This is a genomic window from Promicromonospora sp. AC04 (genome assembly GCF_003058225.1).
In the GTDB taxonomy this organism is placed as follows: domain Bacteria; phylum Actinomycetota; class Actinomycetes; order Actinomycetales; family Cellulomonadaceae; genus Promicromonospora.
On the sequence record NZ_QBUG01000012.1, the window covers coordinates 60,985 to 85,254 of the forward strand.

The following is a 24,270-nucleotide window of genomic DNA, read 5'->3' on the forward strand; positions in this document are numbered from 1 at the left end:
TCTCCTTGGGCGGTTTCAGCGAACCATTCTCCCGGACAACTTCCGGGCGGCGCGCCGTTGCACATTGCAAGGCGGGGCACGCGTCGCGCGTACCCCGCCTCACCTGGAGCGAAGCGTCACGCCGGAGGTCCGGTCGTGATCAGGCTCACTCCGACTTGGTCACCTGGTACAGGATCGGGTCGCTGTCCCAGCCGAACACGACGTTCTCGACGGCCTCGGACCAGCCGCCCGTCGCGTTGTTGTACCAGAGCGGGATGCCCGGCATGTCCTGGAACAGGATCGTCTGGGCTTCCTTGTAGAGCTCGATCGCCGCGTCGGGGTCGGTCTCGCCGTTGGCCTCGGTGAGCTTGGCGTCGAACTCCTCGCTCGAGTAGCCCATGTCGTTCGAGCCGGCGCCCGTGCCGTAGATCGGCCCGAGGAAGTTGCTCATGGCCGGGTAGTCGGCCTGCCAGCCGCCACGGAAGAGCCCCTTGATCTCGTTGTTGTCACGCGCGTCGAGGAACTCGTCGAACGTGGGGTACGCGTCGAACTCGCAGTCGATGCCGAGCGTGTCGCGGATGCCGTTGCAGACCGGGTCGATCCACGACTGGTGGTCGCTGTCCGCGTTGGACGCGATGTACAGGGGCTCGTCACCCCAGGGCTCGATCGCCTCGGCCTCGTCCCAGAGCGCCTTGGCGCCCTCGGGGTCGTAGTCGAGCACCTCGTTGCCCTCGACGTCGTCGCTCCAGCCGTTGATGACGGGAGAGGTGAAGTCGGTGGCCGGGGTGCGCGAGCCGGAGAAGACGGTCTCGGTGACCTGGTCACGGTCGATCGCCATGGAGATGGCCTGGCGGCGCATGAGGCCCGCCTCGCCCTGGAAGCCCTCGACGTACTCGGGAACGTTGATCACCTGGATCACCGCGGCGGGCTGGTTGACCGCGCGGTCGCCCAGCTCGTCCTCGAACGTGCCGAATGCCGACGCCGGGACGTTGGTGACGATGTCCAGGTTGCCGTCGAGCAGGTCGTTGTACGCCGAGTCCTCGTCGGTGTAGGCCACCAGGTCGACGCCGCCGTTCTGCGGCACCCGGTCACCCTCGTACGACTCGTTCGGGCGCAGCTCGATGAGCGAGTTGTGCTCCCAGGTCTCCAGGACGTACGGGCCGTTGCCGATCGGGGCCTCGCCGGCCGCCTCCGGGTCCTCGAAGAAGGACTCGGGCAGCGGGTAGAACGCCGAGTAGCCCAGCCGCAGCGGGAAGTCCGACTCCGGCTGCGAGAGCGTCACGGTGAACTCGGTGTCGCTGACGACCTCGAGACCGGACAGCGTCTCGGAGGCAGGCACCTCGCCCTCCTTGGGCGCGCCCTCGGCGTCCAGCTGGTCCTCCGCGAACTGCACGTCCTCGAAGCCCGCGATCGGCTCGAAGAAGTAGCTCAGGTTCTGCGCGTTGGGCCCGTAGGCGCCGTAGTTCCACGCGTCCACGAAGCTCTGCGCCGTGACCGGCGTGCCGTCCGAGAACGTCCATCCGTCCTTGAGCGTGACGGTCCAGACCACGTTGTCGTCCGACTCGATCGACTCGGCGACCTCGTTGTGCACGACGCCCTCGGCGTCGTAGTAGACGAGCCCGGCGAAGATGTTGCCGGTGACCTTGGATCCGAAGACCTCGTTGGTCATGGTCGGGATGATCGGGTTCTGCGGCTCACCGTTGCCGACGGTCACGATGCCGGTGCTCGCGCCCTCGGCAGGTGGCTCTTCGCCGCCGCCACCGCCGCAAGCGGTCAGCACGAGCGACGAGGCGAGGGCGAATGCGCCCAGCCCCAAAAGTCGCTTTCGAGGTGTCACGTGTCCTCCTGGGTAGCAGTTCACTCCGGCCCGGCGGACGCCGTCCGGAGCGATGCGGGCGCATCTTTGCACCCCGTGGTATCAGACCTAACGTAGCCGCTCAGCGCAGATGCCGATGACCACTCCGCGAGAAACGCCACCGAGTTGTGACCATCCTGGTATATGGGGGTAACACCAGGTAACAGTTCTGACCAGGTGGTTCTCACACCCGTAACACGGGCGTGGCAAGGGCCCTCATCAGGAAATTCACCCGTTGCCTGAGGCCACCACACGCCCGTCGTGCAGCTCCACCACCCGATCGGCGCGGGCCATCAGCTCCGGATCGTGCGTGGAGACGACGGCGGCCACGCCGCGCTCGTGCACCACCCGAGCCAGCAGGTCCATCACCACAGCTGCCGTGCCCGAGTCGAGCTGTCCGGTCGGCTCGTCCGCGAGCAGCACCTCCGGGTCCGCCACCAGCGCGCGGGCGATGCCCACCCGCTGCTGCTGCCCGCCCGACAGCTCGTACGGCCGCTGCTTCGCGTGCTCCGCCAGCCCGACGGCGTCCAGCGCCTCGGCGACGCGCCGCGAGCGCTCGGCCGCCGGGGTGCGCCGCAGCCGCAGCGGGACCTCGACGTTCTCCGCCGCCGACAGCACGGGCACCAGCCCGAACGACTGGAACACGTAGCCGATCCGGTCGCGGCGCGCGGCGAGCACTGCCTTCTCCCCCAGCGCGGTCAGCTCGGCATCACCGAGCCACACGCTGCCCGACGTCGGACGGTCCAGCCCGCCGAGCAGGTTCAGCAGCGTCGTCTTGCCCGAACCGGACGGGCCGCGCACCACGAGCAGCTCACCCGCGGCCACCTCCAGCGCGGCGTCCGCCAGGGCGCGCACCTCGCCGGCGCCGGTCCCGAACACCCGCGTGAGGCCCTCGGCGCGCAGGACGGTGCGCGCCGGGGTACGTGTCGAAGCGGTGGTCGTCATCGGTCCTCCTCGGGCTGGGTCTCGGCATGCCTGGCCGCCGGGCTCGGTCCGACCGCCGGGCTCGCGCGAGCCGGGTCGGGCTGGGCCGCGGGGCCCGGCGCCGCCGGCCACACGCCCACGTGGTCCGGCTCCAGCGCCAGCCGCACCCGGTCGCGCAGGTCGAGGGCGTGGACGAAGTCCTGGGGCAGCTGCATGCGGCCCACCCGGTCGAGCACCGCGAACTCCTCCGACACGTGCCGTGCCCGCCCGTGCTCGTCGGTCTCGGTGCGCCGCAGCGTCTCCGTGGAGGTACGGCCGTCCCGGATCTGGACGGTGCGCGCTACGTGCTCGGACACCGTCGGGTCGTGCGTGACGATCAGCGTGGTCACGCCTGTCTCCCGGTTCACGCCGCGCAGGGCCTCCAGCACCTCCACCGAGGTGGCCTCGTCGAGCTCGCCGGTGGGCTCGTCGGCCAGCAGCACCCGCGGGTTGTTGGCCACCGCGACGGCGATCGCGGTGCGCTGCTGCTCGCCGCCGGACATCTCGCCCGGCCGCCGTCCGGCCACGTGGCCGACCTCCAGCAGCTCGAGCAGCGCCTCGACGCGCCGAGCGCGCTCGCGCCGGGGCAGCGTGCCCGCCAGCTCCAGCGGGAGCCGCACGTTCTCGCTCGCCGTGAGGTACGGCAGCAGGTTGCGCGACGTCTGCTGCCACACGAAACCGACGGTGGACCGCTGGTACCGGACCCGCTCGGCGTGGCCCATGGTGAGCAGGTCGGTGCCCGCCACCACCGCGGACCCGCCGGTGGGCGTGTCCAGGCCGGACAGGATGGTCAGCAGCGTGGACTTGCCCGACCCGGACGCGCCGACGACGGCGACGATCTCCCCCGGGTCGACGATCAGCGTGAGGCCCTGCAGGGCCTGCACCTCGACGCCGTCCGTGGCGAAGATCCGCACCAGGTCGCCGCACCGGATCTCGCCGCCGCCGGCCGGCTCGGCCGACGCCGGCGCGCCGCCGTCCGTCAGCTCGATGGTCGTGCTCATCGGGTCTCCCTCCGAACGCATGGGTCCGCGGTAGTCATGTCAGTCATTGCTGCCCATCCGGAGCTGGGCGGCGACCTCGCCGCGCCGGCTCAGTGCCGCGGCGACGCCCACCGCGGCCAGCACCACCACGACGAACCCGGCGGCGGCCGCGCCCAGCAGCAACGGGTCGTACTGCGCATCGGGCTGGACGGCGCCGCCGGTCAGGGCCGTGACGTCCACGGCGGCCAGCACCAGCGACGGCACGGCCACGCCGAGCACGGCACCCACCACGAGCGCCACCACCGCCCACGGCCCGATCTCCCATCCGACCAGCCCGCGCCCCTGACGGGGCGACAGGCCCAGGGTCTGCAGCACGGCGAGCAGCCGGGCTCGTGCGGGCGCGGCGAGCATCAGCGTCATCACCACGGCGGCGGCGCACAGGAGCCCCGCGAGCAGCACGGCCAGCACGAAGGCGATGGCCAGCCCGCCGGAGACCGGCGCAGCGAGCATGGCGTCGGCCTCCTGGTCCGGATCCTCCACTACCGACGACGGCAGCAGCCGCGATATCTCGGCTGTCACCGCGGTGCGGTCGGCGTCGTCGGCCAGGCCCACGAGCGCGAGCCGCGCGTAGGGCCGGTCGCCCGTGGCCGCGGCGAGGCGGTCGACGTCGGCGAGGACGAGCGCCCGGCTCGCGGGCAGTCCGGGCAGCTCGTCGACCACATCGACGACGCGGACCGGCACGCTGCCCTCCTGCGTCACGAGGGTGCCGCCCGTGCTCCCGGGACCGATCCCGGGGCCGGCCGCGGCGCTGGTGAGGATCACCGGCACTGCGTCGTCCGGCCCGCTCGAGCCGCCCGGCCCGACCAGATCGGCCGGCGTCTCGGGGGCGCCGGCCACGTCCTCCTGGGCGACGGCCAGCTCGGCCGCGTCCACCGTGTAGACCTCCGCGCGGAGCGACGACGCCTCGTCCTGCAGCACACCGTCGCCCACCGCGCCGACCGGCGTCACAGCGGAGACCCCGTCGAGCGCGGCGATCTGCTCCGCCGTCGGCTCGTCGACGATCGGGCCGGAGATGCGCAGGTCGGCACCGGTGGCTCGCCACGCCTCGCGGACCACGCCGCCCGAGACGGTGGAGTACAGCACCGCGGAGGTCGCCGCGACGGCCACGGCCAGCACGAGCGCGACCGCCGGGACGGGGCCGCCGGCGGGGTCGCGCGTGGCCCGCGCGGCGCCGAGGAACGGGACCAGGTCGCGCCGCGGTGCGAGCGCGCGCTCGACCGCGAGCGCGAGCCACGGGTACGCGCGCACGGCGAGCAGGGTGAGTGCGAGGGAGACCAGCAGAGGAGCCGCGGCCACCAGCGGGTCGACGCCGGAGCCCGCACCCGAGCCCGCCACGACCCCGCGCGAGAGCAGCAGCCAGGTCGCGAGCGCCGCGCCCGCGACGACGAGCACCTCAAGCATCCAGCGCACGCGGCTGCGCGAGCGGGGCGCGAGGTCCGCCCGGGTGGCCCGCAGGCCGGCGGGCGAGGTGGCGAGCGCGAGGGCGACCGCGGGGGCAAGGCCCGCTGCGAGGGCGAGCGCGACCTGGCCGGTGGTGACGGGTGCGTCCATGCCGACGCCGGCCGAGAGGGCGAGCCCTGCCGCGAACCCGGCTGCCGCGGACCCGAGCCCCACGACGAGGCCCTCGCCGCCCATGAGCAGGCGCACCTGGGTACCGGACGCCCCGCGGGCGCGCAGCAGGGCGAGCGCCGAGCGCCTGCGGTCGACCACGAGCCGCGCGCCCAGGGCCAGCACGGCGACGGTGGCGCCGAGCGGCCCGACGGCGAGGACCGCGACTATCGCGTCGACGCCGGTGCGCTGTGCGAGCAGGCGCTCCAGGATCTCGCTGAGGCGGCTGCTCGGCCGCAGCTGCATCGGCGTGGGGTCGTCGGGCACGGCCGCGACGAGGAACGTCTTGGCGGACTGGCCGTTGATCTGGGACAGGAGCACCGGCACGTCGGCGGCCGTCACGCCGTCGGTGCTCACCGGGTACCAGATGCGGGTCTCGGCCATGCCGAGCGTCAGCGGCGTGATCATCGCCGGGTCCACGTAGGCGGTGGCGGTGGCGAGCAGCCCTCGGTTCGGGTCGGCGATCACGGAGGCCCTGGCTCCCAGGGCGTGGTGCAGCCAGTAGTCGGCGTCCGGGTCGCCGGTCTCGAAGATGCCGGTCACGACGAGGGTCGGATAGCGGTCGGCCAGGGCGACGACGCCCGAGCCGGAGAGGTTGTCGTACGTGCCGCCGAGCTCCCAGCCGTACGCGTCCGCGACGGCGCGCGACACGGCCACCTCGAACGACGGGGCCTGCTCCGAGGGGTGTCCCAGGAACTGCTCCTCGTGCCCGAACACGGGTGCCGTCGTCGCGGCGGGCCAGCGCCCCTCGACGAGCTCGGTGTGCTCGCCCAGGTCGGTGGCGGAGCGGAGGAAGACCTTGGCCTCGGCCAGCTCGGAGCTGGGCACGGGTTCGGTGTACGCGGTGTCGGTCGAGGTCACGTGGAAGCGCGGCGCGCCCATCACCGAGCGCAGCGGCTCGGGAGTCTCTGCGCGCACGGTGTCCAGGTTCGCGAGGAACTGGGCCCAGTTCGGCTCTGCGGGCACGCCGCTCCCGGCGCTGCCCGGATCGTAGAACCCGCCGCCCGGCGGCACGCCGGGAACCGCTCCCACCACCGAGATCACGTCGCGAGCGAGGCCCGTCGCGGCCGCCGTCTCGTAGGCCACCTGGTCCGCGTGCATGGTCGCTACGGCACGCGGCGCCGTCGACAGCACGCCGGCGGCGAGGAACGCGACCACGCCGAGCGTCGCCGTCGCGCCCCAGGACGTGCGCAGCTGCCGCCGCGCGAGCAGGCCCAGCCCGGACAGCGCTCCCATCAGCGCACCTCCTCGCGGTAGGCGGTGTCGCGGGCCTGCGCGGCCACGCGCCCGCCCACCCCGATCGCGACCAGCACGAGCCCGGCCACGGCGGCGGCGAGCACCAGGCCGGTCCCCCCGGTCTCGAGGACGAACCGCGCAGGTGGTGCGGCGTCGATCCCGGTGAGCGTCGCGGCGGCCAGGCCGCCCACGGCCAGCCGAGCCACGCCCCACCCGGCGACCGCGCCCACGGCGAGCGCCACCACGCCGACGGCGATCAGCTCGGCGGCCCGGGCCCGGCCCTGCGCCACGGGACCGAGCCCGACGGCGCGCAGCACGACCACCTCGCCGCGCCGCTCGCGCAGGGTCGCCACCGCGACCGCGAGCACGCCCGCCAGCGCGAGCACCGTCGCGCCGGCCGCGGCGAGCCAGAACGAGACCCGCACCGGCACAGCGGTGTCCGTCGAGCCGTAGCCCGGGGTCGTGACGGTCGGCTGCTCCCGGCTGCTCTCCCCCGTGGCCTCGGCCACGGCCGTCGCCTCGCGGGCCAGGCGGGCCACGGCTCGTGCAGGGGCAGCAGGGCCGGGCCGGCCCGCCGCGAGCCAGACCTCGCTCGTGAGCACCGGGTCGCTCACCTCGCGCACGAGCGCGGCGGCGAGCGCCCCGCGGTCCAGCAGCACTGCGTACGGCTCGAGCGCCCCGGGCACCGTGCCCGACGACGCCACGGCGACCACCGGCAGCCGGGTCCCGCCGAGCGTCAGCTCGAAGGTGTCGTCCGGGGCGATGTCCAGCGCGCTGACCAGCGACGACGAGGCCAGCAGTGGGACGGGGGCGGGGTCCGGGGTGGTCAGGAGGCGGAGCCTGCTCGCCCCGGCCGCGCCGTCGCCGAGCGGCATCGTGAACTCGGCCTCGCCCTCGGTCAGCTCCAGGCCGTCGGGCCCGTCGAGGGTCTCCGAGCGCGTCCACTCCGGCTGCTCCACCGGCTCTCCGCCCGCCGTGAGGCTCTGCACGGACAGCGTCACCTCCGCCATCGACCATCCGGGGCTCGTGTCGACGTCGAGGGCGGCGACCCGCCACGACTGGCCCTCCGGTGGCGCCGGCACCTCGCCGGTCAGGTCGTGCGTTGTCGTGTCCGCGCCGAGGGTGTTGCCGGACCCGTCGCCCTCTGTGACCTGTCCAAGGCCCACGGTGGCGAGCGTCCCGTCGGGCGCGGCGAGCACGAGGGACAGGTCCAGCTCGTGCACGGGTGCACCGGCGGGCAGGAGCATCTCGACGGTCTGGCGGATCCGGCCGCTCACGGTGATGCCGACGTCGCGGGCGCCGTCGGGCAGGGCGGGGGCCGCGGCGAAGACGTCGCTCGCCAGGTCGTCGGCCACCTGCTCGACGTCGAGCACCTCCCCCGGTGCGCGCACCACCTGGGGCACCGCCGCAGCGGGCAGTGCCAGCATCGTGACCGGACGGCCGTCGGAGTAGCCGGTCCCGTACAGCGCGGGCGCGGCAGCGACGGCGGCGCTGCCCGGACCCGAGCCGCCCGACAGATACGGCGCGGGGTCGAGCTGCCCGCTCTCGGGCGCCGTGACCCGCACGTCCGCGCCGTTGGCGAGCACGTCGACGTCGGCCCGCAGGCGCTCCGCCGTGCCCGTGTACCCGCCGGCCAGGGTCGCCGCCCCGCCGGCGAGCACCAGCAGGACGACCGGCACCACGTACACGACGATCCGGCGGGCCACCTGCCGCGCCGCCAGCGACCCGACGACGCCGCGCGACCGGCCGGCGAGCCCCGCCCAGAGCCGTGTGGCCGGGCCGAGCACCGCCATCGCCGCCACCGCGAGCGCGGCGAGCGCGAGGGCGGGCGCGGCGGCCGCCGTCGGGTCGGTGCGCGGGCCGTCCGGCGTGGTCAGGAGGGGCGAGCCGTAGCGCAGCAGCTGGGTCGTGCTCACCGCGGCGGCGGCGACCGTCAGCACCACCGTGCCGAGGGCCGCGGCCTGCCGCACCCGCCCCGAGCGGTCGGTCACCTGCCGCCGCACCGCCGCCCGCGCCTGCAGCGCCGCGACCACCACGAGCGTCGCGGTCGCCACCACGGCGACCGCGAGCGCCACGGCCAGGGGCGTCACCGCGGAGACCGCCGCTCCGGCGTCGGCCCGGGCGACGATCCGCAGCGCTGTCCAGGCGGCTGCCCCGCCCGCCGCCGCGGCGGTCAGCGCGAGCAGCGCGCCCTCCGCGAGGGCAGCGACGGTCACGGTCCCGGGCGCGGCGCCGCGCGAGACCAGGAGCGCGACCTCGCCCTCCCGGGTCGCGGCCAGCAGGCGTGCCATCTGCACCAGCGCGACCAGGCCCACGAGGGCCAGCAGGCACAGCGGCACCAGCGCGACGGCGTCCGCGGCTCGCAGCGCGGCCCCCAGGTCGGCGGCCGTCACGTCCAGCGTGCCGGCGATGGTCAGCCCGCGGGGCGCGATGTCGGTGTCCTCCCCCAGGATGCGCTCGGCCTCGCCGGTGAGCGCCGCCAGGGCGGGCAGCTCAGCGGGGGTGAGCACGGCGCCGTCGGGCACCACTGTCCAGCGGGCGAACGGGTCGGTGTCCAGGCCGGCGACGACCTCCTGGCTGACCACGAACGGGCCCGGGTAGGCGCCGTCCGACCCGGTGAGCACCAGGGGGTCGCCGAGCCAGACCGCGTCGTCAGGGTCCGTGACGCGCCATGTCGCGGCGATGGTGACGGGCGTGCCGGTGGCCGTGGGTTCGTCGGGATCGACGCCGAGGCGGACCGTGTCGCCGACCGCCAGCCCGGCGGCCCGCGCGGCGTCGGCCTGCACTGCCGCATCGGAGGCGCCGACCGGCCAGGCGCCGTCGACCAGGGTGACGCCGTCCGCGCCCGCGCCGGCCAGCGTGTCCGCACGCGACGGCGCGGGCAGGAGAGCCACCGACCAGCGGCCCAGGTCCTGCCCTTTGGCACCGGTCGTGTACTGCGGTTCGGTCCGCACGTCGTACGCGACGTGGTGCGGCACGCCGTCGAGCAGCTCCGCGAGCACCTGCTGGACGCGCGCGTCCTGGGCCTCGGCCGCAGCGCCGTCGGCGAGGCGGGTCGCGAGCTGGACCGCCCGGCCCGACGGCTCGGCCGCGGCCAGCCCGTCGCGGGCGCCCGCCGTGGCGGCCGCCTGCGTCCAGCCGACGGTCACGCCCAGGGCACCGGTCAGCACCGCGACGAGCAGCCAGACGAGCGCGAGCAGCCCGCGGTGCGCCGTGGACCGGCGGGCAAGGAGGGTGGCTCGACTCACGCAGCCAAACTAGCCGTGCCCTGTGACACTCACGACGAAACTAACGACGCCCAGGGCAACAATCCGGTCACGCCCCCGTCGGGCCCGCCGAGGTAGAACCAGGGCGAGATAGAACCCGGGAGTGCTCGGGTTCTTTCTCGCCCTGGTTCTATCTCGCGGAGCTCAGCGCATCGCGGCCGGGATGTACGGGCGCTCCGTGGCGCCCGTGTACACCTGGCGCGGGCGGCCGATCTTGGTCTGCGGGTCCTTGATCATCTCGCGCCACTGGGCGATCCAGCCGGGCATCCGGCCGAGCGCGAACAGCGGCGTGAACATCTCCGGCTCGAAGCCCATGGCCTTGTAGATGAGGCCCGTGTAGAAGTCGACGTTCGGGTAGAGCTTGCGCTCCACGAAGTAGTCGTCCGAGAGGGCGATCTCCTCGAGGCCGCGCGCGATGTCGAGCAGCTCGTCCTTGGCGCCGAGCTTGTCGAGCACCTCGTCCGCCGACTTCTTCACGATCGCGGCGCGCGGGTCGTAGGACTTGTACACCCGGTGGCCGAAGCCCATCAGGCGCACGCCGTCCTGCTTGTTCTTGACCTTTTCCATAAAGGTCTCGACGGTCTCGCCGCCCGAGCGGATCTTCTCGAGCATCGTCAGCACGGCCTCGTTGGCGCCGCCGTGTGCCGGGCCGGACAGGGCGTTCACGCCAGCCGCGACCGACGCGTACAGGGTCGCGTTGGACGAGCCGACGACGCGCACCGTGGACGTCGAGCAGTTCTGCTCGTGGTCCGCGTGCAGCACGAGCAGCTTCTCCAGCGCGTCCACGATCACCGGGTCCGCCTCGTAGGCCTCGTACGGCGTCGCGAACGTCATGCGCAGGAAGTCCTCGACGTAGCCGCGCGAGTAGTCCGGGTACAGCAGCGGCTCGCCCACGCGGCGCCGGTGCAGGTAGGACGTGATGGTGCGCGTCTTGGCGAGCAGCAGCACGGTGGCCAGGTCGACCTGCTCGTCGTCCGCCGGGTCGAGCGACTCCGGGTAGAACGTGCCCAGCGCGTTCACCGCGGACGCCAGCACGGCCATCGGGTGCGCGTTCCGGGGGAAGGTGCCCATGAACGTGCGGAAGTCCTCGTGCACCAGGGTGTGGCGGTTGACCCGCTCGGTGAACGAGTCGAGCTCCGCGGCGCTCGGCAGCTCGCCGTAGATGAGCAGGTAGGCGACCTCGAGGAAGCCCGAGCCCGCGGCAAGCTGGTCGATCGGGTACCCGCGGTAGCGCAGGATCCCCGCGTCGCCGTCGATGTACGTGATCGACGACTCGCACGACGCCGTGTTCATGAAACCGGGATCAACCGTGACCAGGCCCGTGTCCTTGAGCAGCGACGACACGACGATGCCGTCGTTGCCCTCGCTGGCGGCGACGACAGGCAGGGTGTGAGAGGTTCCGTTGACGGCGAGCTCGACGCGGCTCGAGCCGTCCACCGGTGTGGAGGTCATGTCTTCCTTCCTGAATGGCGCACGAGGGACGCTGCGGTGAAAGAAAGCTGTCGGGGCAGCGTCGACCTGGGGCACGACAGTATCGCGCCCTGCTCTTGTTTTTCCAATCCGTCGGTCAAGCCTCTGTGAGGCGTGACACAGCATCGGCAATCTGCGCGTCAGTGGAGGTCAGCGCCACCCGCGTGTGCGTATCGTCGCCGTACAAATGCCCGGGCGCGGTGAGAATGCCGCGTTCCGCGAACCATTCCGCTATTCGCAGACCAGAACGGCCGTCCGGCGCCGCCACCCACAGGTACAGGCCGGCCTCCGACCCGTCGATGACGAGCCCGGCATCGACGACCGCCGCGGCGAGCGCCCGGCGTCGGGCACCGTAGGTCTCGCGCTGGGCGGCGACGTGCTCGTCGTCGGACAGCGCCGCCGTCATGGCGGCCTGCACCGGCGCGGGCACGATGAGCCCCAGGTGCTTGCGGGTCTGCGTCAGGTCGGCGATCAGGGCGCCGTCGCCGGCGAGGAACGCCGCCCGGTAGCCCGCGATGCTGGACTGCTTCGACAGGGAGTACGCGGCGAGCAGGCCCTCGTGCGACCCGCCGCACACCCGCGGGTCGAGGATCGACGGGACGCCGTCGTCGGCCCACGGGGCCTCCCATGCCAGCTCCGCGTAGCACTCGTCCGAGACGACGACGGCGCCGATGGCGTGCGCGGCGTCGACCACCACGCGCAGCGCCTCGACGTCCAGCACCCGTCCGGTGGGGTTGCCCGGGCTGTTCACCCAGACCATCTTGACGTCGTCCCGCCCGGCCCAGTCGGCGACGTCGTCCGTCGCGAGCGGCGTGGCGCCGGCCGCGCGGATGCCCGCGACGTACGTCGGATAGGCGACCCCCGGGTGCACCACCACGTCGCCGGGGCCCAGGTGCAGCAGCGCGGGCAGCAGACCCACCAGCTCCTTGGAGCCGATGGTCGGCAGCACCGCCGCGGGGTCGAGGCCGGGCACGTCCCGGCGTCGGGCGAACCAGGCCGCGACGGCCTGGCGCAGCGCGGGCGTGCCCGCGGTCATGGGGTAACCCGGCGCGTTCGACGCCGCTTCGAGTGCACGCCGCACGACGTCGGGGGTCGGGTCCACGGGCGTACCCATGGAGAGGTCGATCAGGCCACCCGGATGGGACCTCGCCGTCGCGGTGATGCCGGCGATCGAGTCCCAGGGGTAGGGCAGGTCGGAGAGGTCGTGCAGACCCACGTCAGGCCTGGGGCGGAAGGGCCGCGATCATCGGGTCGTCCTTCTCGATGACACCCATCTTCGCGGCACCGCCGGGCGAGCCCAGGTCGTCGAAGAACTCGACGTTCGCGCGGTAGTAGTCCTTCCACTCCTCGGGGACGTCGTCCTCGTAGTAGATGGCCTCCACCGGGCAGACCGGCTCGCACGCGCCACAGTCCACGCACTCGTCCGGGTGGATGTAGAGGGAGCGGCTGCCCTCGTAGATGCAGTCCACGGGACACTCCTCGATGCACGCCCGGTCCTTGACGTCGACGCACGGCTGAGCGATCACGTAGGTCACTTCGAGGGTGTCCTTCCACTTCCGGACTGAGGATCATGCAAGAGGCAGACCGCGGGGCTGACCCTGCGGCGCGATCCTAGTATCTCCCGGGAGACCCCCAGATCCCCACCGGTCTCACGCAGCGGAAGGAGAACCGACGTGACATTCGCTACACCGCCCGCCCCGGGCGGTGGCTGGCGCGCCCTGCGGCCCGGCACCCGGGTCGTCGTCCGGCGCCGGCTGGCGCCCGCCGGCCCCGTCGTGTCCGACGGCGGCACGGCGCACCGCTGGACGGACCTGATCGGTTTTGTCGTCGACGTGTCCGACGCCGGCCTGCGGCTGCGCACCGACCCGGCGCCCGGCCGCGGCGAGCCGCAGGAGGTCTCCGTCGCGGCCGCCGACATCGAGACCGCCAAGCCGATCCCGCCGCGGCCCGCGCGACGGGCGCGCTCCACGGGCGACACCTAGGCCGGCAGGAGACGCCTCCTGCTGGGAGTGCCGGAAGTGAAGCCGGGACCCCCGCCGGAGGACGGGAGCCCGGCATCGCGCATCTCAGGGCAGGCTCAGGCGTTCTGGTCCACCCAGATGACGCCCGTCGGGCACATGCTCACGGCCTCCTGGACGGCGAAGTCGTGCTCGGGTCCCGGGCGCTCGTCGAGCAGGACGACCCTGTCGTCGTCGTCCTGACCGAACACATCGGGTGCGAGCAGCGCGCACTGGCCGGCGCCGCAGCAGACGTCGCGGTCCACGTTGATCTTCATGGGGCCACTCTTTCACTTCACCGAGGCTGGTCGGACCCGTTCCGCGGACTGTTCCGCGGAACGGGCCCGGATCAGGCGTTCGCGACCAGGCCCAGCTCCGCCACGCTCGCCAGGTGCGCGTGCTTCGGCACGATCCGGACGGTGTAGCCGAACGGCCCGGAGGTGTCCAGGTCGACCTCCCCGCCGAACGCGTGCCGCCCCGCCTCGTAGGACTCGCTGAGGGTGAGCGACTCGGGGGTGAACTCGTCGATGACGTCGGCCTCGGTGACCCGCCCGTGCACCACCTGCACGTCCACGTCCACGGGCGACAGCGGTCCGAGCGAGACGTAGGCGCGCACCGTGAGCCGGTCCCCGACCTGCACCGCCTCGCCGATACCCGCGGACTCGACGTGGTCCACGCGCACCTGCGGCCACGAGCCGCGCACGTGGGCCTTCCAGCCCGCGAGGTCCTTCGCCGCGGCGTACCCGTCGGCGGCGAGCACCCGGCCGGCCTCCGCCGCGGGGGCGTACAGCCCGTGCACGTACTCGGAGACCATGCGCGTGGCCTGCACCTTCGGGCCCAGCGTGGCCAGCGTGTGCCGCACCAGCTCGAGCCAGCGGCCCGGCACGCCGTCGGTCCGGTCGTAGAACGCGGGCGTCACCTGGGACTCGATCAGGTCGTACAGCGCGGCGGCCTCCAGGTCGTCCCGGCGGTCGGCGTCCACCACGCCGTCCGCCGTCGGGATGCCCCAGCCGTTCTCGCCGTCGTACCACTCGGCCCACCAGCCGTCCTCGATCGACAGGTTCAGCCCGCCGTTGAGCGCCGACTTCATGCCCGACGTGCCCGAGGCCTCCAGGGGCCGCAGCGGGTTGTTCAGCCAGACGTCGCAGCCCGGGTACAACGACTGCGCCATGCCGATGTCGTAGTTCGGCAGGAACACTATGCGGTGCCGCACCCCGGCGTCGTCGGCGAACCGGACGAGCTGCTGGATGAGCCGCTTGCCGGAGTCGTCGGCCGGGTGCGACTTGCCGGCCACGATGAGCTGCACGGGCCGCTCGGGGTGCAGCAGGAGCGCCTTGAGCCGGTCCTGGTCGCGGAGCATGAGGGTGAGCCGCTTGTAGGTGGGCACGCGCCGGGCGAAGCCGATGGTGAGCACGTCGGGCGACAGGATGTCGTCGACCCAGCCGAGCTCGGCCGGGGACGCCCCGCGCTCGCGCCAGGACGCGTACACGCGGCGCCGGGCCTCGACCACGAGCTCACCGCGCATCTCGCCGCGCAGGGCCCACAGCTCGGCGTCGGACACCTTGCTCGGGTCGAGCCAGCCCGACGACGCCTCGGGCGCCGTGATCTCGTCCAGCCCCATCCGCTCCGCCTCGACGGCCGCGAACCGCGGCGAGACCCAGGTGGGCGAGTGCACGCCGTTGGTGACCGACGTGATCGGCACCTCGCGCGCGTCGAACCCGGGCCACAGGCCCTCGAACATCTGCCGCGAGACCTGGCCGTGCAGCAGCGAGACGCCGTTCGCCCGGCCGCCGAGCCGCAGGCCCATCACGGCCATGTTGAACACGGTCGGGTCGCCGCCCTCGTAGTCCTCCGCGCCGAGCGCCAGCACGGTCTCCAGCGGCACGCCTGCCATCCCGTTGTCGCCGCCGAAGTACGTGGTGACCAGGTCCTTCGGGAACCGGTCGATGCCGGCGGGGACGGGCGTGTGGGTGGTGAAGACGGTGGCGGCGCGCACTGCCTCGTGCGCCTCGCCGATGCTCAGCCCCGACCCGACGAGCTCGCGGATGCGCTCCACCCCGAGGAAGCCCGCGTGGCCCTCGTTGGTGTGGTAGACCTCCGGCTCCAGCGCGCCGGTGAGGCGCGACCAGGCGCGCAGCGCGCGCACCCCGCCCACGCCCAGCAGCAGCTCCTGCTGCAGGCGGTGCTCGCCGCCACCGCCGTAGAGGCGGTCGGTCACCTTGCGGGCCGTGTCGTCGTTCTCCGGCACGTTCGAGTCGAGCAGCAGCAGCGGCACCCGGCCGACGGCGGCCACCCACACGTGCGCGTGCAGCTTGCGCCCGCCGGGCAGGTCCAGCGAGATGACGGCGGGCGTGCCGTCCTCCTCGCGCAGGACCGCGAGCGGCAGGCCGTCCGGGTCGAGCAGCGGGTAGGTCTCCACCTGCCAGGCGTCGCGGGTGAGCGACTGCCGGAAGTAGCCGGCGCCGTACAGCAGGCCGACGCCGACGATGGGCACACCCATGTCGGACGCGCTCTTCAGGTGGTCGCCCGCCAGGATGCCGAGGCCGCCCGAGTACTGCGGCAGCACCGACGTGATGCCGAACTCGGGCGAGAAGTAGGCGATCGCGCGCGGCAGCTCGCCGCCCGCCGCCGACGTCTGGCCCTGGTACCACTGCGGGTCGTGCAGGTAGCGGTGCAGGTCCTCCGACGCCGCGCGCACGCGGCCCGTGAACTCGTCGGAGACCGCGAGCGCCGCGAGGCGGTCGGAGCCGAGCGCGGCGAGCAGGGCGACGGGGTCGCCCCGGACGTCGGACCAGAGCTCCGGGTCGATGCTCGCGAACAGGTCGCGCGTGGGCGCGTGCCAGGACCAGCGAAGGTTCTGGGCCAGCTCGTCGAGCGCTGCGAGCTGCTCGGGGAGGACCGTGCGGACGGTGAATCTGCGGATCGCTCTCACCGGAAGAACACTACGCACATGTCGGGCCCAGCACACCTCACCTCCGCGCATCTCTCTCGTGTTCTCGCGGAGGTCACATTCCGCCCACGCGTCCTTCGCCCTCGCCGCGCGCATAGTCGGTAACGTTGGCGCGTGACCGCGCACACGCCCATCGGCCGCATCCCCGTCCTCGAGGTCTCCCCCGTCGTCGAGGGGGGCCGATGGCCCGCCAAGGCAGCGGTGGGTGAGGTGGTCCCGGTCGAGGCCACGGTCTTCCGCGAGGGGCACGACGCCGTCTCGGCCACGGCCGTGCTCGTCGCCCCGGACGGGTCGGACCACTCGTGGGCGCCCATGGCCGACATCGCTCCCGGACTGGACCATTTCCGCGGCTTCCTGCAGCCCGACGCCGAGGGTGACTGGGCCTTCCGTGTGGAGGCGTGGTCGGACCCGTACGCCACGTGGGTGCACGACGCCGGGATCAAGATCGGCGCCGACATCGACACCGAGCTCATGCTCGCCGAGGGGGTGCGGCTCTTCGACAAGATCTGCCGCCTGGTGCCCGGAGACGCGCTGGTCGCCGCGGCCCGCACCGCCCGCGACGCGCGCGTCCTCACCGCTGCGGCCCGTGCCCTGGCGGACGCCACCCGCCCGGCCCAGGCCCGGTTCGCGGCCGCGACGTCGCCCGAGGTGGCCGCCGCGCTGCGCCGCGCACCCCTGCGCGAGCTGGTCTCGGCGTCGGAGGCCTACCCGCTGCGGGTGTCGCGGCGGCTTGCGCTGGCGGGGTCCTGGTACGAGATGTTCCCCCGCTCGGAGGGGGCGTACCAGAGGAAGAACGGCAAGTGGGTGTCGGGCACGTTCGCGACGGCGGCGAAGCGGCTGCCGGGCATCGCGGCGATGGGGTTCGACGTCGTCTACCTGACGCCGGTCTCCCCGATCGGCACCACGTTCCGCAAGGGCCGGAACAACACGCTCGAGGCGCAGCCCGGTGACCCGGGCAGCCCCTACGCCATCGGGTCGAAGGACGGCGGGCACGATGCGATCCATCCCGACCTGGGGACGGAGGCGGACTTCCGGGGCTTCGTCGCCGCCGCGCGTGCCGAGGGCATGGAGGTCGCGCTCGACATCGCGCTGCAGTGCTCGCCGGACCACCCCTGGGTCACCGAGCACCCCGAGTGGTTCGTGGTGCGCGCGGACGGGTCGATCGCGTACGCGGAGAACCCGCCCAAGAAGTACCAGGACATCTACCCGCTCAGCTTCGACACCGACCCCGACGGCCTGTACGCGGCGGTGCTGGGCGTGATCCGCACGTGGATCGACCGGGGCGTCACCCTGTTCCGCGTCGACAACCCGCACACCAAGCCGCTGAACTTCTGGGAGTGGCTCCTGGCGCAGGTGCACGCGACGAACCCCGAGGTCATCTTCCTGTCGGAGGCGTTCACCAAGCCGGCGATGATGCAGACGCTGGCCCGGATCGGCTTCCACCAGTCGTACACCTACTTCACCTGGCGCAACTCCAAGGAGGAGGTCGAGGAGTACCTGGCCGAGGTGAGCGGGCCGCAGGGTTCGGTGCTGCGCCCGTCGTTCTGGCCCACTACCCACGACATCCTCCCGCCCTACCTGATCGAGGGCGGGGTCGCGGCGTTCGCGGTGCGAGCGGTGCTGGCCGCGACTGGCTCGCCCACGTGGGGCATCTACTCCGGCTACGAGCTGGTGGAGAACACGCCGCGGCCCGGCGTCGAGGAGCAGATCGACAACGAGAAGTACGAGTACCGGCCACGGGACTGGTCCCGCGCGGACGAGTACGGGATCGCGCTGCTGCTCGGCGAGCTGAACGCGGTCCGCCGCGCGCACCCCGCACTGACGCAGCTGCGCAACCTGACGGTCCACCCCACGACGAACGACCAGGTGGTGGCCTACTCCCGCCGGATCACTGCCGATCACGTGTCGCGCGCGACAGCGGCGCCACCGGGCCGCACCATGAGAGCAGGGGGTAACGATCGACGTGCCCCACGACACGACGACGTGATCGTGGTCGTGCTGAACCTGGACCCGCGGAACACACAGGAGTCAGTAGTGCACCTGGACCTTTCGGCCCTCGGCCTCAGTGCCCCCGAGGGCGACGACAACTCCCCGTTCTTCGTGGCGCACGACCTGTTGTCCGGCGAGACCTATGGCTGGGGAGCACATCCCTGGGTCCGGCTCGACCCGCAGGTCCGGGTGGCCCACGTCCTCCAGGTGGGTCCGGCATGACGACGTTCGGGCCGGGTGGCCCCGCCGTCGGGCCGCCGGAGGGCTACCCCGAGCCGAACGCCGAGCGGGCGCAGCCCGCGCGCCCCGTCATGCCGAACCCGCCGACGATGCCAGTGCCCGTCCAGGCGCTGCCGCCGCGGCGGCAACCGCGCCTCGACGCCCGGCGCAAGGGCCTGTCGGCCGACCCCGAGTGGTACAAGAAGGCGGTCTTCTACGAGGTCATGATCCGGTCGTTCTCCGACTCGGCCGACGGCGGGTCGGGCGACCTGCGCGGCCTCGTGGAGCGGCTCGACTACCTGGAGTGGCTCGGCGTCGACTGCCTGTGGCTGCCGCCGTTCTTCCCGTCGCCGCTGCGCGACGGCGGGTACGACGTCGCTGACTTCACCGCCGTCTCGCCGCAGTTCGGGACCATCTCGGACTTCAGCGACCTGGTCGCCGCCGCGCACGAGCGGGGCATCCGCGTGGTGATCGACCTGGTCATGAACCACACCAGCGACGCCCACCCGTGGTTCCAGGCGTCCCGCGCCGACCCGAGCGGCCCGTACGGCGACTTCTACGTGTGGAGCGACGACGCCACGCGGTACCAGGACGCGCGGATCATCTTCGTGGACACCGAGACGTCGAACTGGACGTTCGACCCGGTGCGGCGGCAGTACTTCTGGCACCGGTTCTTCAGCCACCAGCCCGACCTCAACTTCGAGAACCCGCGCGTCGTGGACGCGATGCTCGACGTCGCGCGGTTCTGGCTGCAGCTCGGCGTGGACGGGTTCCGGCTCGACGCCGTGCCGTACCTGTTCGAGGCCGAGGGCACCAACTGCGAGAACCTGCCCGAGACGCACCGGTTCCTGCGCCGCGTGCGGCGCATGCTCGACTCCGAGTTCCCGGGCCGCATCATGCTGGCCGAGGCCAACCAGTGGCCGTCGGACGTCGTGGGGTACTTCGGCACGGACGACGAGCCCGAGTGCCACATGTGCTTCCACTTCCCCGTGATGCCGCGCATCTTCTACGCGATCCGCGACCAGCGGGCCCGCCAGCTCCTGGAGATCCTCGCGGACACCCCGGCCATCCCCGCGTCCGGGCAGTGGAGCACGTTCCTGCGCAACCACGACGAGCTCACCCTGGAGATGGTGTCCACCGAGGAGCGCGCCAGCATGTACGGCTGGTACGCCCCCGATCCCCGGATGCGGGCGAACGTGGGGATCCGACGGCGGCTCGCGCCGCTGCTGGACAACGCCCGCAAGGAGATCGAGCTGGCCAACGCGCTGCTGCTGGCACTGCCCGGCACCCCGTGCGTGTACTACGGCGACGAGATCGGCATGGGCGACAACATCTGGCTGCCCGACCGCGACTCGGTGCGCACCCCTATGCAGTGGACGCCGGACCGCAACGCCGGCTTCTCCACTGCCGACCCGGGCAAGCTGTACCTGCCGCTCGTCCAGTCGCTGGTGCACCACTACCAGCACACCAACGTAGAGGCGCAGCTCGCGCAGCCGACGTCGCTGCTGCACTGGACGCACAACATGCTGGCGTTCCGGCGGCTGCACCCCACGTTCGGGACGGGGGACTTCACGGCGCTCGACTGCAACGACGAGTCGGTCATCGCGTTCACCCGGTCCTCGGCCGAGGAGACGCTGCTGGTGGCCGCGAACCTGTCCGCGACGGCACGCTCGTCCACGATCAAGCTCCCGGGGTACGCCGGCTGGACGCTCACCGACGTGTTCGGCGGGGCCGGGTTCCCGAGCGTCGGCGAGGACGGCGTCCTGACGATGACGTGGGGCGCGCGCGACTTCTACTGGCTGGTGCTGGCGCCACCGACGCCGGCCGTTGCGGACGGTTCCGTCGGGCAGGCGCGAGAGGTGTGAGCCCGGCGCGCCCCGTCCACGTCTCCCCCGGTGCCGCGCACCTCGCCCCCGAGGTGCTGCGGCTGCTGGACGCGTGGCTGCCCGAGCAGCGCTGGTACCCGGTGCCCGCCCAGGGCGTAAGGCACGAGCCGTGGCTCACCGTCACGTTCCCGGGCGTGGCCGACGTCGTCGTCGCGTTCCTGCGGCTGGCCGGCCCGGGGCTGGCGGCCGGCTCCGACGCACTGGTGGTCCAGGTCCCGCTGGTCCTGACCCCCACTGCTGAGCCGACCGCCGACACCGTCGACACGGAGGCGGCGGGCCTGATCGGCACGGTCGCTACGAGGTCGGGCACCGTAACGGTGCACGACGGCGGCGCCCACCCCGCGGCGTGGCGGGCCTACCTCGGCTCGGCGCTCCCCGAGGCGTGCGGGCAGGAGGACTGCGACGAGATGGCCGGGGCGCGGCGGATCTCCGGGGAGCAGTCGAACACGTCGGTGATGTTCCCCGCCCTGCCGCACGACACCGGCCAGGGCGGGATGCTCAAGATCCTGCGGACGGTGGCGCTGGGACCGCACCCGGACGTCGTGATCCCGGAGGCCCTGACCCAGGCCGGCTGGGACGGTGTGCCCCGCTTCCTCGGCGCGGTCGAGCTGCCCGCGCCCGAAGCCGGCGCCGCGCCGCTCGCTCACCTCGCGGTCCTCTCCGCGCTCGTCGCCGACGCCACCGACGGGTTCGAGCTGGCCTGCGCGTACGCGGCGCGGGACGAGGACTTCGGGGAGCAGGCGGCGGAGCTTGGCGCCGTCGTCGCGCACCTGCACGCGGTCCTGCGCCGGGCGCTGGGCCCCGGCCCCGGGCTGGAGCCGGCGGGCTTCATGGGCGTGCTGCGCCGCCGCGCCGCCGAGGCCTTCGCCGACGTCCCGGCCCTGGCCCCGCACCGCGCGGGCGTCACCGCGCTGTACGACGCCCTGAGCGCGCGCCTGTCCGCGGTCGTCGAGGGCGGCGGGGTGGTGCCGCTGCAGCCGATCCACGGTGACCTGCACCTCGGGCAGGCGCTCTTCTCGCCGGGCGGCTGGAAGGTGCTCGACTTCGAGGGCGAGCCGCAGCGCCCCGTGTCCGAGCGCACCGCCCCCGACCTGCCGCTGCGCGACGTCGCCGGGATGCTCCGCTCGCTGGACTACGCGGCCGCCGTCGGGCGGGCCACGGACCCGCACTGGGCCGCGCACGCCCAGGTCAGCTTTCTCGAGGGGTACCGGCAGGCCAGCGGCGAGGCGCACGAGGGGACGGTGCACCCGGTCGCGGACGCGACGAGGTCGGGCAGCGAGCTCTCCGTCGCCACCGCCGAGCTGCTGCTGCGCGCCCTGATCGTCGACAAGGCGCTGTACGAGGTGGTCTACGAGTCCCGGCACCGCCCCGCGTGGATGCACATCCCGCTGACCGCGGTGGAACGCGTGCTCACCTCATGACCTGGGCGGGGGCACACGCCGGACAGGTGTCGCACGCCACACACCGGACGTGGAAAGGTGAACCCATGGCAGACCTGCCCGACGTCGACCTCGAGGTCCTGACCGCTATCGCGTCCGGATCCCACCACGATCCGCACACCGTGCTCGGCCCGCACCTGCTCGACGGGCCCTGGACGGTGGTGCGCGCCCTGCGCCCGCTCGCCGACGAGGTGGTGGTGGTGACCTCGGAAGGCGGTACCGAGGTCGCCGCGACGCACCAGGGCGCGGGAGTATGGGCCGCCGTCGTGCCCGCGGCGGAGGAGCCGGACGGGTCCCGGCACGCCCCCGACTACCGGATCCGGACCCGTTCGGGCACCGAGACCTGGTCGTCGGACGACCCGTACCGGTTCCTGCCCACCCTGGGCGACGTCGACCTGCACCTGATCGGCGAGGGACGGCACGAGCAGCTCTGGCAGGTGCTCGGCGCCAACCTGCACCGGTACCCGAGCGCCGCCGGCGACATCGCCGGCGTCGCCTTCGCCGTCTGGGCGCCGAACGCGCGCGGCGTGCGGCTCGTGGGCGACCACAACGGCTGGGGCGGCACGCACCCCATGCGGTCGCTCGGCGCCACGGGCGTCTGGGAGCTGTTCGTCCCGGACGTCGGCCCGGGCCTGCGGTACAAGTTCGAGATCCTCGGGGCCGACGGCGTCTGGCGCGCCAAGGCCGACCCCCTCGCCAAGGCGACCGAGCAGCCCCCCGCCACCGCCAGCGTCGTGACCACATCGACGCACGAGTGGCACGACGAGGCGTGGCTCGCGGCCCGCGAGGCGACCGACCCGCACTCCGAGCCGCTGAGCGTCTACGAGGTGCACCTGGGCTCCTGGCGCCCCGGCCTGGGCTACCGCGAGCTCGCCGAGCAGCTGACCGCGTACGTCACCGAGCAGGGCTTCACGCACGTGGAGCTGCTGCCCGTGGCGGAACACCCGTACGGAGCGTCGTGGGGCTACCAGGTCACGAGCTACTACGCGCCGACGTCGCGGTTCGGCTCGCCCGACGACTTCCGGTACCTGGTGGACCGGCTCCACCAGGCCGGGGTGGGCATCGTCCTGGACTGGGTGCCCGCGCACTTCCCGCGCGACGAGTTCGCCCTGGCCCGCTTCGACGGGACCCCCCTGTACGAGCACCCCGACCCCAGGCGCGGCGAGCAGCAGGACTGGGGCACGCTGATCTTCGACTTCGGCCGCCGCGAGGTGCGCAACTTCCTGGTCGCCAACGCCACCTACTGGTTCGAGGAGTTCCACGTCGACGCGCTGCGCGTGGACGCCGTCGCGTCCATGCTCTACCTCGACTACTCCCGCAAGGAGGGCGAGTGGACGCCCAACGTGCACGGCGGGCGGGAGAACCTGGAAGCCATCGCGTTCCTCCAGGAGGCGAACGCGACCGCCTACCGGCGCTCGCCCGGCGTCATGATGATCGCCGAGGAGTCGACGGCGTTCCCCCAGGTCACGGGCCCGACGTCGAGCGGGGGGCTGGGCTTCGGCCTGAAGTGGAACATGGGCTGGATGAACGACACCCTCCGCTACCTCGCGGAGGACCCGTACAACCGGCGCTACCACCACGGTGAGCTCACGTTCTCGCTCATCTACGCCTTCACGGAGCAGTTCGTGCTGCCGATCAGCCACGACGAGGTGGTGCACGGCAAGGGTTCGCTGCTGCGCAAGATGCCGGGCGACCGGTGGCAGCAGCTCGCCGGGGTGCGCTCGTTCCTGGCCTACCAGTGGACCCATCCCGGCAAGCAGCTGCTGTTCATGGGGTGCGAGTTCGCGCAGGACACGGAGTGGTCCGAGTCCGACGGCCTGCGCTGGGACCTGCTCGGCGACGCCGGGCACGCCGGCGTCCAGCACCTGGTCCGGGACCTGAACGCGCTCTACCGCGCGACGCCCGCCCTGTGGGAGCTCGACTTCGACCCGTCAGGCTTCGAGTGGCTCGAGTCGGACGACGCCGACCACAACGTGCTGGCCTACGTCCGCCGGTCACGCAGCGGGGACCCGGTCGTGGTCGTCGTGAACTTCGCGGGTGTGCCCCACGAGGGCTACCGCCTGCCGCTGCCGGAGATACCCGCCCCGCCGGCCGGGGTCGCCGGTACGGCCGAACCGGCCGAGACCCTGCCGCCCGCCGAGGGTCCCGTCTGGCTCGAGGCGCTGAACACGGACGCCACCGTGTACGGCGGCTCGGGCGTCGGAAACATGGGCCGCGTCCGGGCCGAACCGGTCCCGCACCACGGCCGCCGCTGGTCGGCCGAGATCCGCGTCCCCCCGCTGGGCGCGCTGATCCTGGTCCCGGAAACCCGTTGAGTGCTGGATATTCGCCCTTCTGACGAGCAAGAAAGGGCGAATATCCAGCACTCAACGC

General features: G+C 73.1%; 15 protein-coding genes. 5 read left to right on the forward strand and 10 right to left on the reverse strand.

Annotation, left to right across the window (positions count from 1 at the left end; translation table 11 throughout):
• Positions 1 to 145: 145 nt before the first annotated feature.
• The 8 genes from C8K30_RS25810 to fdxA form a co-directional block, all read right to left on the reverse strand.
• Positions 146 to 1,816, reverse strand: coding sequence for an ABC transporter substrate-binding protein (locus tag C8K30_RS25810; RefSeq protein WP_108495774.1), 1,671 nt, complete (start codon positions 1,814 to 1,816; stop codon positions 146 to 148).
• A 246-nt stretch (positions 1,817 to 2,062) separates the two neighbouring features.
• On the reverse strand, positions 2,063 to 2,779 hold the full coding sequence (locus C8K30_RS25815) for an ABC transporter ATP-binding protein (RefSeq protein WP_108495775.1): 717 nt from the start codon (positions 2,777 to 2,779) through the stop codon (positions 2,063 to 2,065).
• Positions 2,776 to 3,798 carry an ABC transporter ATP-binding protein gene (locus C8K30_RS25820; protein ID WP_233257463.1) on the reverse strand — a complete coding sequence of 341 codons (1,023 nt, stop codon included), beginning with the start codon at positions 3,796 to 3,798 and terminating at the stop codon, positions 2,776 to 2,778. Before C8K30_RS25820 ends, C8K30_RS25815 begins: the two co-directional genes overlap by 4 nt.
• Positions 3,799 to 3,837: 39 nt before the next feature.
• A complete protein-coding gene (locus C8K30_RS25825) occupies positions 3,838 to 6,681 on the reverse strand; it encodes an FtsX-like permease family protein (RefSeq protein WP_108495776.1) in 2,844 nt (947 codons plus the stop codon).
• Positions 6,681 to 9,929 (reverse strand): hypothetical protein, encoded by a 3,249-nt coding sequence (locus tag C8K30_RS25830; RefSeq protein ID WP_108495777.1) that lies wholly within the window; start codon positions 9,927 to 9,929, stop codon positions 6,681 to 6,683. The genes C8K30_RS25825 and C8K30_RS25830 overlap by 1 nt, the downstream gene beginning before the upstream one ends.
• Before the next feature lie 162 nt (positions 9,930 to 10,091).
• Entirely contained in the window at positions 10,092 to 11,399 is a 1,308-nt protein-coding gene (locus C8K30_RS25835; protein WP_108495778.1) for a citrate synthase, read from the reverse strand.
• A 115-nt stretch (positions 11,400 to 11,514) separates the two neighbouring features.
• On the reverse strand, positions 11,515 to 12,633 hold the full coding sequence (gene dapC / locus C8K30_RS25840; protein ID WP_108495779.1) for a succinyldiaminopimelate transaminase: 1,119 nt from the start codon (positions 12,631 to 12,633) through the stop codon (positions 11,515 to 11,517).
• Between the two features lies 1 nt (position 12,634).
• Positions 12,635 to 12,952, reverse strand: a complete 318-nt coding sequence (gene fdxA / locus C8K30_RS25845; RefSeq protein ID WP_108495780.1) for a ferredoxin — start codon at positions 12,950 to 12,952, stop codon at positions 12,635 to 12,637.
• A gap of 138 nt (positions 12,953 to 13,090) precedes the next feature.
• Here fdxA and C8K30_RS25850 point away from each other — a divergent pair, with 138 nt between their 5' ends.
• Entirely contained in the window at positions 13,091 to 13,399 is a 309-nt protein-coding gene (locus tag C8K30_RS25850; RefSeq protein ID WP_108495781.1) for a DUF6725 family protein, read from the forward strand.
• Positions 13,400 to 13,494: 95 nt separating this feature from the next.
• Here C8K30_RS25850 and C8K30_RS25855 read toward each other — a convergent pair whose 3' ends face one another.
• The gene (locus C8K30_RS25855; protein ID WP_108495782.1) at positions 13,495 to 13,692 is read right to left on the reverse strand and encodes a ferredoxin; all 198 of its coding nucleotides are present in this window, start codon (positions 13,690 to 13,692) and stop codon (positions 13,495 to 13,497) included.
• 71 nt (positions 13,693 to 13,763) lie between these two features.
• Positions 13,764 to 16,346, reverse strand: coding sequence for an alpha-glucan family phosphorylase (gene glgP, locus C8K30_RS25860; protein WP_108495783.1), 2,583 nt, complete (start codon positions 16,344 to 16,346; stop codon positions 13,764 to 13,766).
• Positions 16,347 to 16,478: 132 nt separating this feature from the next.
• Between glgP and C8K30_RS25865 the strand changes: the two genes are divergently transcribed.
• The 4 genes from C8K30_RS25865 (at position 16,479) to glgB (ending at position 24,212) form a co-directional block, all read left to right on the forward strand.
• Positions 16,479 to 18,575, forward strand: coding sequence for an alpha-1,4-glucan--maltose-1-phosphate maltosyltransferase (locus tag C8K30_RS25865; protein ID WP_108495784.1), 2,097 nt, complete (start codon positions 16,479 to 16,481; stop codon positions 18,573 to 18,575).
• Between the two features lie 107 nt (positions 18,576 to 18,682).
• On the forward strand, positions 18,683 to 20,437 hold the full coding sequence (treS, locus tag C8K30_RS25870; protein ID WP_108495869.1) for a maltose alpha-D-glucosyltransferase: 1,755 nt from the start codon (positions 18,683 to 18,685) through the stop codon (positions 20,435 to 20,437).
• On the forward strand, positions 20,434 to 21,879 hold the full coding sequence (locus tag C8K30_RS25875) for a phosphotransferase (protein WP_233257464.1): 1,446 nt from the start codon (positions 20,434 to 20,436) through the stop codon (positions 21,877 to 21,879). The genes treS and C8K30_RS25875 overlap by 4 nt, the downstream gene beginning before the upstream one ends.
• Positions 21,880 to 21,944: 65 nt before the next feature.
• Entirely contained in the window at positions 21,945 to 24,212 is a 2,268-nt protein-coding gene (gene glgB, locus C8K30_RS25880; RefSeq protein ID WP_108495785.1) for a 1,4-alpha-glucan branching protein GlgB, read from the forward strand.
• Positions 24,213 to 24,270: the final 58 nt, after the last annotated feature.